General features: G+C 76.3%; 13 protein-coding genes. 4 read left to right on the top strand and 9 right to left on the bottom strand.

The features are described from left to right. The first annotated feature begins 160 nt into the window (after positions 1 to 160). Positions 161 to 979, top strand: coding sequence for an endonuclease domain-containing protein (locus tag V9U69_RS12585; RefSeq protein WP_337062164.1), 819 nt, complete (start codon positions 161 to 163; stop codon positions 977 to 979). A 55-nt stretch (positions 980 to 1,034) separates the two neighbouring features. Here the strand turns inward: V9U69_RS12585 and V9U69_RS12580 are convergent, their stop codons facing one another. From V9U69_RS12580 to V9U69_RS12570, 3 genes are all read right to left on the bottom strand, one after another. Continuing rightward, entirely contained in the window at positions 1,035 to 1,697 is a 663-nt protein-coding gene (locus V9U69_RS12580; RefSeq protein WP_337062163.1) for an HAD family hydrolase, read from the bottom strand. A 30-nt stretch (positions 1,698 to 1,727) separates the two neighbouring features. Further along, the gene (locus V9U69_RS12575; protein ID WP_337062162.1) at positions 1,728 to 2,633 is read right to left on the bottom strand and encodes an MSMEG_6728 family protein; all 906 of its coding nucleotides are present in this window, start codon (positions 2,631 to 2,633) and stop codon (positions 1,728 to 1,730) included. A 107-nt stretch (positions 2,634 to 2,740) separates the two neighbouring features. Further along, entirely contained in the window at positions 2,741 to 3,658 is a 918-nt protein-coding gene (locus V9U69_RS12570) for a D-isomer specific 2-hydroxyacid dehydrogenase family protein (protein WP_337062161.1), read from the bottom strand. Positions 3,659 to 3,838: 180 nt separating this feature from the next. Here V9U69_RS12570 and V9U69_RS12565 point away from each other — a divergent pair, with 180 nt between their 5' ends. From V9U69_RS12565 to V9U69_RS12555, 3 genes are all read left to right on the top strand, one after another. After that, positions 3,839 to 4,108 carry a GlsB/YeaQ/YmgE family stress response membrane protein gene (locus V9U69_RS12565; protein ID WP_337062160.1) on the top strand — a complete coding sequence of 90 codons (270 nt, stop codon included), beginning with the start codon at positions 3,839 to 3,841 and terminating at the stop codon, positions 4,106 to 4,108. Between the two features lie 22 nt (positions 4,109 to 4,130). Further along, complete coding sequence (locus V9U69_RS12560) at positions 4,131 to 4,826, top strand: haloacid dehalogenase type II (protein WP_337062159.1); 696 nt, start codon at positions 4,131 to 4,133, stop codon at positions 4,824 to 4,826. A 119-nt stretch (positions 4,827 to 4,945) separates the two neighbouring features. Further along, a complete protein-coding gene (locus V9U69_RS12555) occupies positions 4,946 to 5,740 on the top strand; it encodes a hypothetical protein (RefSeq protein ID WP_337062158.1) in 795 nt (264 codons plus the stop codon). Position 5,741: 1 nt separating this feature from the next. On the opposite strand, the gene V9U69_RS12550 is transcribed toward V9U69_RS12555, so the two are convergent. The 6 genes from V9U69_RS12550 to V9U69_RS12525 form a co-directional block, all read right to left on the bottom strand. Continuing rightward, the gene (locus V9U69_RS12550; RefSeq protein ID WP_337062157.1) at positions 5,742 to 6,101 is read right to left on the bottom strand and encodes a hypothetical protein; all 360 of its coding nucleotides are present in this window, start codon (positions 6,099 to 6,101) and stop codon (positions 5,742 to 5,744) included. A gap of 124 nt (positions 6,102 to 6,225) precedes the next feature. Beyond that, positions 6,226 to 8,517, bottom strand: a complete 2,292-nt coding sequence (locus tag V9U69_RS12545) for a putative bifunctional diguanylate cyclase/phosphodiesterase (RefSeq protein WP_337062156.1) — start codon at positions 8,515 to 8,517, stop codon at positions 6,226 to 6,228. Further along, positions 8,514 to 9,608 (bottom strand): GGDEF domain-containing protein, encoded by a 1,095-nt coding sequence (locus V9U69_RS12540; RefSeq protein WP_337062155.1) that lies wholly within the window; start codon positions 9,606 to 9,608, stop codon positions 8,514 to 8,516. The genes V9U69_RS12545 and V9U69_RS12540 overlap by 4 nt, the downstream gene beginning before the upstream one ends. Before the next feature lie 247 nt (positions 9,609 to 9,855). After that, entirely contained in the window at positions 9,856 to 10,059 is a 204-nt protein-coding gene (locus tag V9U69_RS12535) for a cold-shock protein (RefSeq protein ID WP_242128316.1), read from the bottom strand. Positions 10,060 to 10,222: 163 nt separating this feature from the next. After that, the gene (locus V9U69_RS12530; protein WP_337062154.1) at positions 10,223 to 11,311 is read right to left on the bottom strand and encodes a fatty acid desaturase family protein; all 1,089 of its coding nucleotides are present in this window, start codon (positions 11,309 to 11,311) and stop codon (positions 10,223 to 10,225) included. Between the two features lie 189 nt (positions 11,312 to 11,500). Continuing rightward, complete coding sequence (locus tag V9U69_RS12525) at positions 11,501 to 13,684, bottom strand: SpoIIE family protein phosphatase (protein WP_337062153.1); 2,184 nt, start codon at positions 13,682 to 13,684, stop codon at positions 11,501 to 11,503. Positions 13,685 to 13,764: the final 80 nt, after the last annotated feature.

Genomic DNA, 13,764 nt, shown 5'->3' with positions numbered 1-13,764 from the left:
GGGCGCAGCGTGCCCGCCCCCGCGCCCGGGGCCGCCCGTCCGTCCACAGCTCCCCACCCCCTCGGTGATCAAGGAAGTTGCAACTTCCTTGATCACCGAGGGGGTGGGGAGCTGTGGACGGACGGGCGGCCCCGGGCGCGGGGGCGGGCACGCTGCGCCCGTGCCACCGACCACCGCGCCACCCTCCGACGTCCTCAGCGACCCCGCCAGCAGCGAACGGGTGCGCCTGCGCGCAGCGGCCTCGGTCCTGCCGGCGGGGGCGGCGATCGCCCGGCGCAGCGCGGCCGGGGTGCACGGTTTCCGGTCCGGGATGCCGCACGAGGCGGGGGCCCGGCCCGACGTGGAGGTCGTCCTGCCGGCGGGCACCTCGGCGATGCGCCGGTCCGGGATCCGCTCGTACTCGGCCGTCACCGACGGTGACGTCGTCGTGGTCGAGGGCCTGCCCGTCACGTCGACTCTCCGCACCGCCCTGGACGTGGCCCGCTTCGAGTCGCCCCCGGCCGCGCTGGCGATGCTCGACCTGGGGTTGCGCCGAGGGCTCTTCGACGTCACGCAGGCGCACTCGCGCCTCGCGCTGCAGCCCGGTGAGCGGGGTGTGGCCAGGGCTCGCCGGCTGTTCGACCTGGCCGATCCCGGCGCCGAATCGCCCGGTGAGACGTGGCTGCGGCTGCGCTGCGCGGACGCCGGGTTCCCGCCGCTGACGACGCAGATCGAGGTGCCGCGCGGGCGCGGGCGTCCCTACCGGCTGGACATGGGCTGGCCGGAGCGGATGCTCGCCGTCGAGTACGACGGCCGGGAGTTCCACGAGGGCACGGCGCAGCGCGCGAAGGACGAGCGGCGGCGCGCCCACCTCGCTCGACTGGGGTGGACCGTGGTGGGCGTGGGTGCCGGGGAGGTCCTCGGCCGTTCCCTCCACCTGGAGCTGGGCCTGGCCGAGCTGCTGGGCGTGGAGCCCCGGTTGCGCACTCGCACCTGGTGAACCCCACGGTGATCAAGGAAGTGGCAACTTCCTTGATCACCGCGGGTGAGGGGGGTCAGCGGGAGGGGGCGGCCAGGGGCGTGGAGTCGAGGCCGTCGAGGAGGCCGCGCATCGAGTCGTGGACGACGGCGGCGCCGGCGTCGCGCAGCTCCTCCACGGAGTACCCGCCGGTGCGCACGGCGACGGCGGGCATGCCCGCCTTCGCGGCGGCCTCGACGTCCCACGTGGAGTCGCCCAGCACGACACCGGCACCGCCCCCGACGCGCTCCAGCGCCACCTGGAACAGGTCCGGGGCCGGTTTGGTCGCCTCGGCGTCGGCCGAGGACGTCCACGCCTCGCACAGCTCGCGGGCGTCGAGGAGGTCCAGGAAGGCGTCGACGTGCTTCTGCTTGCCGGAGGAGGCCAGCACGACCTTCCACCCGCGCCGGCCGAGCTCGGCGACGAGGTCGCGCGCACCGTCGAACGGCTGGACCTCCGGCAGGAGCGGGTCGAACTCCTCCACCCACGCCTCGCGCGCGTCGTCGCCGTGCGCCTGCTCGAACTCGTCACCGGCGACCGCCGGCACGAGCTGGTCACCGCCCATGCCGATGGCGCGGTGGATGCGCCAGATCGGGGCGGTGTGGCCGTAGCGCCGGAGTGCGCGGTACCACGCGAGCGTGTGCTGGTAGTTGGTGTCGACGAGGGTGCCGTCGACGTCGAGCAGAGCGGTGTCGGCCATGCCCGTCCCCCTACCCGCCCGGGCGGCACCTCACGCGGCGACGTCCACGCAGAACAGCTTGCGCGGGTCCTGCAGCATCGCCGGGGGCTGCACGTCCGAGCGTTCCGCGCGCCCGCCCCAGCGCACCCGGCGCCGGTGCGGGACGACCACGCCCCGGCGGCCGTCGAACCCGTACTCGCCGGTGACCTCCCCGAGCAGCAGCGCCTGCTCCTGCTCGACGGGCAGCGCGACCTCGTCTCCGGGGGCGAGCTCGTTCACGAACGTGTCGAGCACCCGCAGGTCCTTGCCGGGCCGCTTGCCGGGGGCGACCTGCTTGAGGAGCTGCCGCAGCGTGGTGCCCTCCTCGGCGAGGCGCACGTCGACGTCGATGCCGGACTCGGTGCCCAGGCCGACGACGCCGTCGGTGAGGAACTCCGCGAGCGCCTCGGGGGACGCCGGGCGCACCACCCACACGAGCCGCCCGCCGGCGCGTGGGCGCGGTTCGAGCGACGGCGGGTCGGGCCACACGTACGGCAGGTCGTCGGGTTCGTCGTCACCGAAGAGGGGCCGGTAGGTGGCGGGGTCCTTGCGCAGCAGCGCGGAGCGGTGGCTGAGGTGCAGGGCCTCGTCGCCCAGCCAGTACGGCATGAGCCCGTCGGCGGCGAGCTCGTCCTGGGTGCGGCCGACGACCTCGGGGGCGAACTCGGCGATGAGGCGGCGGGTGGAGTCGGCGCGGCCGGTGCGGGTCCACTCGTCGACGCAGGCCAGGCCGTAGGCGACGAGGGCGGGGGTGCAGCCGCGCCACATGCGCACCGCGGGGTGGTTCACCCACCCGTAGTCGGGCAGTTCGATCGCGCGCAGCACCTGCAGGGTCTCCACCCGCTGCTTGCCCAGCCGGGGCGCGTCGAGCACGGCCGCGGAGCGGGCGAAGTCGGCGTACGGGAGGAACGTCTGCACGCCGTCCACCGTGGCGCGGCCACCGCCCCGGCGCCACCCCGACCGCCCCCTCGGTGATCAAGGAAGTGGCAACTTCCTTGATCACCGAGGGGTGGGGGGTGAGGGGGTCAGTAGCCGGCGTCGACGTCGACGAGACCGAGCAGGTCCTCGCCGGCGGCGAAGCGGCGCACGTTCTCCTCGACCCGCGCGGCCAGCCCACCGGACTGCAGCTGGGGCGGGTTCGCCACGTGCGGGGTGATGAGCGCGCGCGGCTCGCTCCACAGCGGGTGGCCGTCGGGCAGCGGCTCGGGGTCGGTGACGTCCAGGGCCGCACCGCCGATCACCCCGCGGGCGAGCGCGTCGGCGAGGGCGTCGGTGTCGACGAGGCTGCCGCGGGCGATGTTCACCAGCCACCCGCCCGCACCGAGCGCTGCCAGCTCGGCCGCGCCGACGAGGGCCTTCGTCTCGCTGGTGGCGGGCGCGGCGAGGACGACGTGGTCGGCGCGCTCCCACACCTCGCCGACGCGGTCGGCGGGCAGCGTCTCGGCGGCCCCGGGCACGTCGTGGCCGCGGCGGGTCACGGCGAGCACGGTGGCGCCCAGCGCGCCCAGCGCGGGGATCATCGCCCGGCCGATGCCGCCGGCGCCGACGATCGCGACGGTGGCGCCGCGCAGGGTGCTCTGCGGCCCGGCGGCGGCCTCCTCGTCCCAGGTGCGCAGGCGCGCGGCGACGGCCAGCCCGCGCACGCCGGCGAGCAGGAGGGCGACGGCGTGCTCGGCGACGGCGTCGGAGTAGGCGCCGGCGGCGGACGTCCAGGTGCGCTCGCGGTCGACGCGGCCGGCGGCGAACCAGCGCTCGATGCCCGCGGAGGGCAGCTGGACCCAGCGGACGGAGCCGGGCAGGTCGGGCAGGTCGCCCGGGCCGCCGGCCCACACGACGGCGTCGGCGCCGTCGAGGCCGGTGACGCGGCCGCCCGCGCGCCGGACGGCGTCCTCGAGGTCGTTCCGCTCGCCGGGGCCGACGTGGACGGCCGGGGTGTCGGGCATGGTGCGCTCCTGCTCTCGCGGTCCGGGTGGTGCGGGGGTCGTCGCGTGCGCGGACCACCCTAGGGACCGCCCCCGCGGGGGTGGTGCCGGGCTTCGGCGCCGTCGGCGGGCGGGAAGTTCCCGCCGGGGTTAGCGTCTCGGCGTCGGAGTTCCGGCACGTCACAGAGAAAGGCACGGACCGTGGGCATCTCGTTCCTCACCGCGATTTTCGTAGGCCTCATCATCGGAGCCCTCGCCCGCCTGGTGCTGCCCGGCAAGCAGAAGATCGGGATCCTCATGACGATCCTCGTCGGCATCGTCGCGGCCGTCATCGGCTCCTTCATCGGCGCGGCCCTGGGCCTGACGGACGGCGACGACTTCAGCTGGATCACCCTGGCCATCCAGGTGGTGCTCGCCGCGATCGGCGTCTCGCTGGTCGCCGGCCGCAGCCGCCGCGCCGTGCGCCGCTGACGGGCTCCCCTCCCACGTGGTGATGAACAGCGCCCCGCGCGCCGTCGTGTTCGACGTCAACGAGACGTTGTCGGACACGACGGCGTTGCGGCGCAGGCTGGACGAGCTCGGCGCCCCGGGCGCCCAGGTGCACGCGCGCTTCCTGCCCTCGGTGCTGCGCGACGGTTTCGCACTGACCTTCGCGGGGGAACCGGCCCCGTTCCAGCGGGTGGCCGAGGACGTGCTGCGCGCCGAGCTGGGGGCCGCGGGGGTGCGGGAGCGGCTGGACCGGGACCTCGACGCCGCCGTGGAGCTCGCGCTGGGGGCGTTCTCGGAGTTCACCGTCCACCCGGACGTCCCCGGCGGGGTCGAGCGGCTGGCCGAGCGGGGTTTCCTGCTGGTCGCGTTCACGAACAGCTCGGCGGCGCAGTGTGAGGGGTTGCTGGAGCGGGCCGGGGTGCGCGGCCGCTTCGCGCACGTGCTGTCGGTGCAGGACGCCGGGCCGTGGAAACCGCACCCGGACGCCTACGCGCACGCGCTGTCGGTGTGCGGTCTGGCGGCGCCCGAGGCGCTGCTGGCCGCGGTGCACCCGTGGGACGTGGACGGGGCGGCGCGCGCGGGTCTGGGCACCGCGTGGGTCGACCGCGCGGGGGCGCCCTACCCGTCCACGTACCGCGCTGCGGACCTCGTCGTTCCGGGCGTGGACGCCCTGGCCGACGCCCTGCCGCCCCCTGCCTGACCCTCTCCTCCCCCGCCGCCGCCCCCTGCACCTCGCACACCCCGTGTCGTTGCACTGCGTCACCAATGTTTGACGCTGAGGCACGATAGGGTGCGGTGATCACCACAGGGAGGTCGGGCGTGAAGACGTCAGCGCACAGCGGCCGGCGGCACGGGCCCCGGGCCGGCCGGTGGTCGTCCGAACGCACCGTGGTGCTGCCCGAGGCGGGCCGCGTCGTGGCCGACCTGCGCCGCGACGGCATCGCCACCACCAGCGTGGGCGCCCTCACCGGCGACGGCGGCGTGCTGAGCGAGGTCGTCGAGTGCGCCCGCGCCCTGACGGAGCACCGGGCCCGGGAGATCACCGCGCACCGGGCGCTGGTGAGCGCCTCCACCGACGACCCGTGGACGCGACCGGTGGACGCCGACCGCGTCCGCCTGCTGGACGAGGACGTGCCCGCCGCGTCCTGCCGGCGGCTGCTGCTGCACCCCGTCCTGGACGGCGTCGCCGAGGCGTACTGCCGGCGGGCCGTGCGGACCGTGACGGCCAGCGGGTGGCTGGAGGTCGCCGCCGCCACGCCGTCGCCGCCGCGGCGCTGGGAACGCGGTCCCGGCGGCAGGTGGCCCGCGCTGGAGGTGTGGGTCCTGCTCACCGGCACCCCCGACGGCGGTGGGCCGCTGCACTACGTCAGCGGCAGCCACCACCCCCGGCGCGGCGAGGGATCGACGCCCGGCACGTTCGAGGCGCCGGGCGGCCCCGCGGGCACCGTCGTGCTCGCCGACCCGCGCGGGATGCACCGCCGCTCCCCCGCGGTGGGGCGCGACCGGCTGCTGCTGCACGGCTCGTACGGCACCCGCCGCGGTGCGCCGCGGGTGCTGCGGGTCCCGCGCCCGGTGCACGGGGCGCCCGAGGCGTACGCCCTGGCGGGCGGCTGAGTCAGCCCCGCCCGAGCAGCTTCGCGAGCAGCCGTCCGAACCAGCTCCTCGGCTGTTCCGCGACCGGCTCCCCGGCCGGTGCGGCCACGGGCTGCGCGACCGGCTCGACGACCGGTGCGGCGACGGGCGCGGTGACCGGTTCGGCGACGGGCGCGGTGACCGGTTCGGCGACGGGCTGGGCGACCGGTTCCGTCACCCGCGACGGCGCGGACAGCGTGCCCTTGAGCTCGGCCTGCGGGGTGTAGCTGGCCTCCCCCAGGATCGACGCGGCGAACTGCAGCGCCGACGCCTGCACGGGGGCGACGGTCTGGGCACCGCGCGCGGGGGCGCCGGTGGGCTCCGCGGTCTCGTCGGCGGTCATGGCTCTCCCCGGGGTCCGGGCGGCGCCCGGCAGGGGCCGCTGTGGAGGGGGCATCGGCAACCGCGGCCCCCGCCTTGAGCGTGGAGGTCCACCGCGTCGACCGGCCCCCGCCGGCGGTGCCGCCCTACGAGGGGGCGGTCGCGGGCCGGGCGGGCACCGGGCGCGAGTCGATCCGCTCCAGGAGGGCGAGCAGCTGACCGGCGGGCACGGGGCGCCCGTGCAGGTAGCCCTGCGTCTCGTCGACGCCCAGGGAGCGCAGCCGCTGCAGGGTCGCCGCGTCCTCGACGCCCTCGGCCAGCAGCCGCATCCCGAGCTGGTGGGCGAGGTCGGCGGTGCCGGCCACGATGGCGGCCGAGCGGTGGTCGTGCGCGACCCGGGCGGTGAACGTGCGGTCCAGCTTCAGCTCCGCGGCGGGCAGGTCGCGCAGGTACGCCAGGCTGGAGTAGCCGGTGCCGTAGTCGTCGATGCTGATGCCGACGCCTGCGTCCACCAGCTCGGTGAGGGTGCGGCGGCTGCGCTCGGGGTCGCGCATGAGGCCCGTCTCGGTGATCTCGACGACGAGCGCGCCGGGGTCCAGGCCCGCCGCGGTGGTCACCTCGCGCACCAGCGGCGGCAGGGTGGCCTCCAGCAGGCAGTCGGCGGACACGTTGACGGCGATGCGCAGGGGCCGGCCGGCGTCGCGCCAGCGCACCGCGTCGGCGACGGCGCGGCGCAGCACGACCTCGGTGAGGGCGGGCACCAGGCCGCGCTCCTCCGCCAGGTCCAGGAACTCGCCCGGCAGCAGCAGGCCGCGCCGGGGGTGCTGCCAGCGCACCAGCGCCTCCACGCCGACGACGGCACCGGTGCGCAGGTCGAGCTGCGGCTGGTAGTGGACCGTGAGCTGCCCGTCGTCGATGCCGGTGCGCAGCTCCTCGAGCAGCTGCAGCCGCTCGCGCGCGGAGCGGTCCACGGACTCGTCGTACACGGCGACGCCGCCGCCGGCGCGCTTGGCCACGTACATCGCCGCGTCGGCCTGCCGCAGCAGCTCGACGTCACCGCCGGGGCGGGCGTCCCCGGCCGTCCGCGCGGCGCCGCTGGCGGCGACACCGACGCTGGCGCCCACGTGCACGGCGGTGCCGCCCACCGTGAACGGCTCGGTGAGGGCGGCGAGCAGGTCCTCGGCGACGCGCCGCGCGGCGGTGGTGCCGGCACCGGGCAGGACGAGCGCGAACTCGTCACCGCCCAGCCGCGTCAGCAGCGCCTCCTGCGGCAGCCGCCCGGTGAGCCGATCGGCCACGGCCCGCAGGAGGTCGTCGCCGCGGTGGTGGCCGAGGGTGTCGTTGACGTCCTTGAACCGGTCGAGGTCCACGAGCAGCAGACCGGTGTCCTGCCCGCTGGCGGCGGTGCGGGCGAGCCGCTGGAACAGGGCGCGCCGGTTCGCCAGCCCGGTGAGGTCGTCGGTGACGGCCTGCCGGGCGATGCCCAGCAGGCGGATCAGCTCGGCGAACGCGAGGAGGACCTTGACGGTGACGCCGCCGACGGCGGTGAACGTCAGGACGACCGCGGCGGTCGGCAGCGGGTGCCACCGGTCCACGACCAGCAGCGCGACGCTGCCGAGCAGGACGCCGACGGGCGCCAGGAGCACCGGCCAGCCCTCGACGTGCCGGCGCGGCAGCCGGGGCGCCGGCTGCCGGGCGGCGAGGACCAGCAGGGCGCCCGCGCACAACCGGGCCACGTCCACCGCGACCGCCGTGGCGGTACCGGCCGCGGCGGGGGTGGCGCCGGCCAGGCGCAGCAGGTCGGTGACGTCGGCGGCGGCGAGGACGGTGAAGGCGGCGGCGATCAGCGGCAGGCGGCGGTCCGGGCGCCACCCGAGCAGGGAGCAGGTGGTCAGCGCGTACACCGCCATGAGCAGGTCCATGGAGGGGCGGCCCACCGCGGCGGCGGCGGTGACCGCGCCCGTCCCGGTGGCGCGGTGCAGGGGCTCCAGGAACAGCGCCGAGCACGCGGCGGCCAGCAGCAGCACCGCGAGCGCCCCGTCGAGCCAGGGGCTGCGCACCCGGTGCAGCCGCCGGCGCAGCAGGGCGACCTGGGCGGCGTAGAAGAGCGGGTAGCCGAGCAGGGTGGCGAGCACCAGCGGTCCCCGGTGCTCCAGCACGGCCGCGTCGACGACGGGCCCGCCGGCGGCGGCGTGCAGCACCAGCCGGCCCAGCACGAGCACGGCGGTGCCGGCGGCGAACAGGGCCCACGCGGCGCGGTCGGCGGCGGCGCGCGCGGCGGCCGCGGCGAGGGCGGCCACCACGGCCACCCACAGCGCCGCCTGCAGCGCGGCGGACGCGGCGGCGGTGCCGGGGTGCGCGGCCAGGGCGGCGGAGGCGGCGGTGGCCAGCGCGAACGCGACGACGGGTGCGGTCGGGAGGTGCCGGGTGCGGCTCACCGCAGGACCGCCCCCCTGCGGCCGCGGGGACCGCGACGCTCCCCCGGCTCGCCGGGGTGCCCGGCCGGGGTGGGGGCGTCGGCCGCGCGGTCCCCGCCACCGGCCTTGGCGACGTACATCGCCTCGTCGGCGCGCCGCACGGCGTCCGCGGGGTCGTCGCCGGCGCGCAGCGGGGTGGAGCCCACGCTGGCGGTGACGCCGTGGGCCGCGCCGGCGCGCCCGACCTGCGCGCGCACCGCCTCGGCCAGGGCTGCCCGGTCACCCGGACCGGCCAGGACGGCGAACTCGTCACCGCCGAGGCGCGCGACGGTGCCGGTGCCGCCGGCCGCGCGCCGCACGGCGTCGGCCACGCGCACCAGCAGCTCGTCGCCGGCGGCGTGGCCGGCGGTGTCGTTGACGGCCTTGAAGCCGTCGAGGTCCACCAGGTGCAGCGAGGCTCCCGGTGCGGGGTGGGCGATGCGGTCCTGCAGGCGCTGCAGGAAGGCGCGGCGGTTCAGGCAGCCGGTGAGGGGGTCGGTGTCGGCCAGGACGGCGAGCTCGCGGCGCACGGCGCGGTGCTGCTCGCGCAGCTCCTGCCGACCGAGGGCGGCCCAGGTGGCGACCAGCACGGCGGTGGCGAGCATGCCCACGGGGACGACGACGCGATCGGCCGGCACCTGCGTGGCCAGGGCGGTGGCGAGGTCGGCGAGGACCGCCGTCCCGCCCAGGACGGCGACCGCGCCCGGCGGGTAGGCCACCGCCATGAACCCCACGGACAGGAAGTACATGAGCCGCACGGGGGTGTCCGTCGTGGGGCCCGCGGGACCGTCCAGGACGGTGGCGACCACGGTGATCACCAAGCTCGCCACCGTCCAGGTGTACGGGAAGAGCCTCCCGCCGCGGGCGCGGACCAGGCGGCCCACCGGCAGCAGCAGCACCAGCAGGACGCAGGAGGTCGCCACTGCGTCGAAGACGGTGAGGACCACGCGGTGGGGGTGGGCGGGTTGCACCCAGGCCGAGGCGGTGACGAGGACCCCGCAGATCACCGAGAGCACCACGCCGGTGCGCGTGTGCCGGCGCCAGAAGGTGACCTCGGCGGGGTCTTCGGCCAACGGTCGCAGCAGACCCTCGCGAGCACGCTGCAACGCCGCGCGCAGACCCCGCGGGTCAGCGCCGCTCCGGCCGTCCTCCTCCACCGGGTGGTTGTCGACACCGGCAGGGTGGGGCTTCAGCACCGGCGGCACGCCACCGGACGGTTCACCCCGTCGGACCAGTGGGCCGGTGCGCAACGGCGGGACGGCCCCGGACGCACCGCGGCCCCCGCTCCCAGGAGGGAGCGGGGCCCGCGGTGAGGATCGATCAGAGGCGGGTGACGCCGCTCGCCTGGGGGCCCTTGGCGCCCTGCGTCACGGTGTACTCGACGCGGTCGTTCTCGTCGAGGCTGCGGAAGCCGCTGCCGTTGATCTCGCTGAAGTGGACGAACACGTCGGCCGAGCCGTCCTCGGGGGCGATGAAGCCGAAGCCCTTCTCGCCGTTGAACCACTTGACGGTGCCCTGAGCCATGAGGCCTCCTGGGTGTAGACGCTCCTGATGAGGAGCTTGCCGCGGAGGGGCTGACCTGATTGGAAAGCGAACTACCCTCGAGCTATCGATCCCGGGGTGTTATCAGCACAACGAGAACAGCGACTGAGTCGACCGTAGCACGTCCGAGCGACGGCGCGCACGTTCAGCTGCGCAACTGCTGCACCGCGGGGCAGGTGAAGTTGTTGCGGGCCGCCAGACCCATCTCGTTCAGGTACGAGATGATCGCCCGGTAGGAGCCCAGGAAGGTCGTCTCGGTGTACGTGATGCCGTGCTCGGCGCAGAACTGCTTCACGAACGGCTGGGCCCGGCGCAGGTTGGGGCGCGGCATGCTGGGGAAGAGGTGGTGCTCCACCTGGAAGTTCAGCCCGCCCATGATGAGGTCGACGAACCAGCCGCCGGAGATGTTGCGGGAGGTCAGGACCTGGCGGCGGATGTAGTCCACCTTCTTCTCGCGCGGGATGATCGGCATGCCCACGTGGTTGGGGGCGAAGGCCCCGCCCATGCAGAAGCCGAAGGCGGCCATGTGCACGCCGAAGAACGCCAGCGCCTTCCACGGCCCCATGAGCAGCACCGCCGAGGACGCGTAGACCGCCCAGTGCGTCGCGATCAGCGAGGTGTCCACCCAGCGGCGCTTGGTGCGCTTGCCGGTCACCAGCGAGCGGGTGCTCTCGATGTGCAGCACGAAGCCCTCGAAGGCCAGCAGCGGCACGAAGAACACGCCCTGGTGGCGGGTGAACCAGCGCAGCAGCCCGCGCCGGCTGGCGGCGGCCTCCTCGTGGAAGGAGATGACGCCCGACTCGATGTCGCCGTCGATCCCGCGCTGGTTGGGCGCCTGGTGGTGGCGGGTGTGCTTGCCCATCCACCAGCCGTAGCTCAGGCCCGCCACGAGGGCCGCGAAGACGTGCGAAGCCGTCTCGTTGTGGCGGTGCGTGGCGAAGATCTGCCGGTGCGCCGCGTCGTGGCCGAGGAAGGCGAACTGGGTGATGACGACCGCCAGGGCCACAGCCGGCAGCAGGACCAGCCAGGAGTCGCGCAGCAGGACCGTGGCTGTCGCCACGGCGCCGAAGGCGACCGTGGTGGCGGCGATGCGCGTCCAGTAGGTCCCGCGCCGGCGGCGCATCAGACCCGCTTCCTGGACGAGCGCGGTGAGCTTGCCGTACGGGGTGCTGCTCCGGCGGGGGCCGGGTCCAGTGGTCGCCGCCGGCTTCGCGGCGGGTGTGCTGGTGCTCATTCGCGTCCTCTCGGGCACGGGCACCGGTGTCCGGGCCGCGCCAGGTGCTGCGGTGCGGTGCGCCCGGGGGAGGAAGCACAGCTGCGGACCCCTGCGTCTACCTGCAGCGTCCTCAACAAGTTCAACACGACCGCACCTCCGATCGTTCCCGGGCCCCGGGTTCCCGGGCTGGAACCCCAGGGTGCCCGATCACGGCCCGAGGCGCAGCGCGACGAAGGCGACGTCGTCGTCGGTGTCGCCCAGCCGCTGCAGGAGGTGGTCGCACAGCGCCTCGACGTCCGCGGGGGCGTCGGCGAGGGTGCGCGCCAGGCGCTCGAGACCGGTGGTCAGCTCCTCACCGCGACGCTCCACGAGCCCGTCCGTGTAGGCCAGGACCGTCGCCCCGGGCGCCAGCGCACGGCGCGCGCCGACGCGCGAGGTGGGCTGCACGCCCAGCATGAGCCCGTGGACGTCGTCGAGGGCCTCGACGCGCCCGTCCGGGCCGCGCACCAGCAGCGGGGGGTGCCCGGCGGTGGCGTGCTCGAGCACCCACCCGCCGTCCGCGGCCGGGGTGGCGCGCGCGTACGCCAGCGTCGCCATGGTCGTCATGCCCAGGCCGTCGAGGAGGCGGTCCACGCGGTCCAGCACCGTGGCGGGGGCGGGGTTCGTGGTGTCCCACGCGCTGGCGCGCAGCAGGCCCCGCAGGTGCCCCATGGCGGCGGCGGCCATCACGTCGTGCCCGACGACGTCGCCGACGGCCAGGCCGACGGCGGAACCGGGCAGGTCGATGAGCTCGTAGAAGTCGCCGCCGACGCGGGCTCCGGACTCGCTGGCGCGGTAGCGCGCCGCCGCGCGCACGCCCGGCACGGAGGGCAGCTGCGGCAGGAGGCTGTTCTGCAGGGTGGCGGCGATGCGGTGCTGCTCCCCGTACAGGCGGGCGTTGTCGATGATGAGGCCGGCGCGGCGGCCGAGGTCGACGGCGACGTGGAGGTCGTCGTCGGTGTGCCGGGGACGGCCGGGCCCGCGCACCAGGGCGAGGACGTCCTCGCTGGCCCGGCGGCCGGGCAGCGTCACCAGCAGCACGGAGGCCGCGCCGAGGGCGTCGCTGAGCTCGAGGAGCGAGGCGTCGTTCACCCAGCTCTCGCGCTCGTGGCGGCGCTCCTCGCTGTCGTAGTCGCTGATGCGCCGCGCGTGCTCCCCGCCCAGGAGCGTCGCCCGCACGGACCCGGGGGCGAAGGCGGCGCGCCAGCGCCGCACGTAGCGGTCGAGGTCGTCCGTGCGGGCCGGGTCCCGGTGCCGGGCGGCGACGTCGGCGACCGACCCCTGCTCGTCGGTCGTCACCAGCAGCGCCCAGTCCGCCAGGCCCGGCACGGTCAGCTCCAGGAGGCGCTGGCGGCACTCGTCGACGTCGAGGGCCACGGCGAGCCGGCTGGTCGCCTCCGCCAGCACCTCCAGGCGCGCCCGGGACTGCTCGGCGTCGGCGCGGGCCGCCTCGGCCTGGCCGCGCGCCTCCTCGGCGTCGGCGCGGGCGCGGCGCTCGGCGGCCAGGGCCGCGTCGCGCTCGGCGTCCGCGGCGACCCGGGCGGTGACGTCGGTCTGGATGCCGACGTAGTGGGTGAGCTCGCCGTCGGGCCCGTGGACGGGGCTGAGCAGCACCTGGTTCCAGAACGACGTGCCGTCCTTGCGGTGGTTCAGCAGGGTCGCGGCGACCTCCTCGCCGGCGGCCAGGGCGCGGCGGACGGCGGCGACGGCCCCGGGATCGGTGCCGGGGCCCTGCAGGAACCGGCAGTTGCGGCCGACGACCTCCTCCACCGCGTACCCGGTCATGGCGCTGAAGGCCGGGTTCACCCACACCAGTGGGAGGTCGTCGGCGCGGGCGTCGGCCACGGTGAAGGACATGCCGGTCGCCAGCACAGCACGGTCGCGCACCTGCGCCTGCGCCTGCGCCAGGGCCTGCACCCGGGCGGCGTCCGCGGCGGCGCGGGCGGCGTCGCGCCTGCTCAGCGGCAGCAGCACCACCAGCGCGTGGCCGTCGAGGGCCGAGGCCCCGGTCATGGGCAGCGCGACGACCCACAGGGGCTCGCGGCGGCGGCCGAGCTCGCTGACGCGGGCTGCGGAGACGGCCTGCCCGGCCACGGGCAGCGAGCGCGCCACCCGGGACAGCGGGTGCTCGGTGCGGGAGAGGGCGGCGCCGTCGAGGTCGCGCAGCTCCGCCGCGTCCGACCACTCGTCCAGCCCCACCGGCAGCGGCACGCCGGGAGCGAGCTGCTCGGCGACGGGGTTGGCGTGCACGACGGCGCGCGCGGTCAGGTCGACCAGCAGCACGGCCGCGGGGGCGCCGCCGCTGACGAGCGAGAGGTCGGCAGCGGGGGGTACCGCCGGCTGCGCCGTCACCGCACCTCCCCGTCGCCCGTCGCGCGGGTCCGCGCGCTCGCGCACCAGCCTAGGCGCGCGCGACCGGGCACGCCGCGGGG

This window comes from Kineococcus sp. G2 (assembly GCF_037154035.1).
Taxonomy (GTDB): domain Bacteria; phylum Actinomycetota; class Actinomycetes; order Actinomycetales; family Kineococcaceae; genus Kineococcus.
This window is presented reverse-complemented; position numbering and strand designations above follow the sequence as displayed.